This window comes from Oceanobacillus alkalisoli, from assembly GCF_022213125.1.
Lineage (GTDB): Bacteria > Bacillota > Bacilli > Bacillales > Amphibacillaceae > Oceanobacillus > Oceanobacillus alkalisoli.
Genome location: NZ_JAKNRA010000059.1, coordinates 1 through 291 on the forward strand (window position 1 = coordinate 1; position 291 = coordinate 291).

The window sequence follows — 291 nt, forward strand, 5'->3', positions numbered from 1 at the left end:
ACTACAACTTCCCCGCCTACTCCACCGGCGAAGCCCGTGCCGCCCGTTCCACCTCCCGTCGTGAAATCGGCCATGGCGCTCTGGCGGAAAAGGCGCTGCTGCCGGTCATTCCCAGCGTGGAAGAGTTCCCCTACGCCATCCGTGTGGTTTCCGAGGTTCTGAGCTCCAACGGCTCCACCTCTCAGGGCTCCATCTGCGGCTCCACCCTGGCACTGATGGATGCGGGCGTGCCCATCAAGCGGCCCGTAGCCGGTATTTCCTGCGGCCTGATCTCCGACCAGGAGACCGGGG

At 65.3% G+C, this 291-nt stretch carries 1 pseudogene; it reads left to right on the forward strand.

The features are described 5' to 3' along the window. Window positions 1-291, forward strand: a pseudogene (locus tag L3V42_RS18135) (polyribonucleotide nucleotidyltransferase); the annotation flags it as partial.